Annotated in this window: 1 pseudogene; it reads right to left on the reverse strand. The window is 68.8% G+C overall.

Annotated features, from left to right (window positions below):
- A pseudogene (locus tag J0695_RS41030) lies at positions 1–216 on the reverse strand (M20/M25/M40 family metallo-hydrolase); the annotation flags it as partial.
- Positions 217–250 lie beyond the last annotated feature (34 nt).

The following is a 250-nucleotide window of genomic DNA, read 5'->3' on the forward strand; positions in this document are numbered from 1 at the left end:
CCGGGCCACGGTCGAGGCCCGCCCGGGATGGGACTCGAAGATCTGCGGCTCCAGGCCGACCTCGGCGAGCTTCTCCGCCACGTACTCGGCGGCGGCCCGCTCCCCCGGCCCCGAGTGATCGCCGTAATTGCTGGTGTCGATCCGGATCAGATCGCGGCAGAGGTCGGTGACCTCATCCTCGCCGGAGACGTTTCGGCTCGTGCTCGACTCGCTCACGCTGTTTCCTCTCACCGTCGGTGCTGGTGGTCCA

The sequence above is a fragment of the Streptomyces beijiangensis genome (assembly GCF_017315755.1).
GTDB lineage: Bacteria > Actinomycetota > Actinomycetes > Streptomycetales > Streptomycetaceae > Streptomyces > Streptomyces beijiangensis.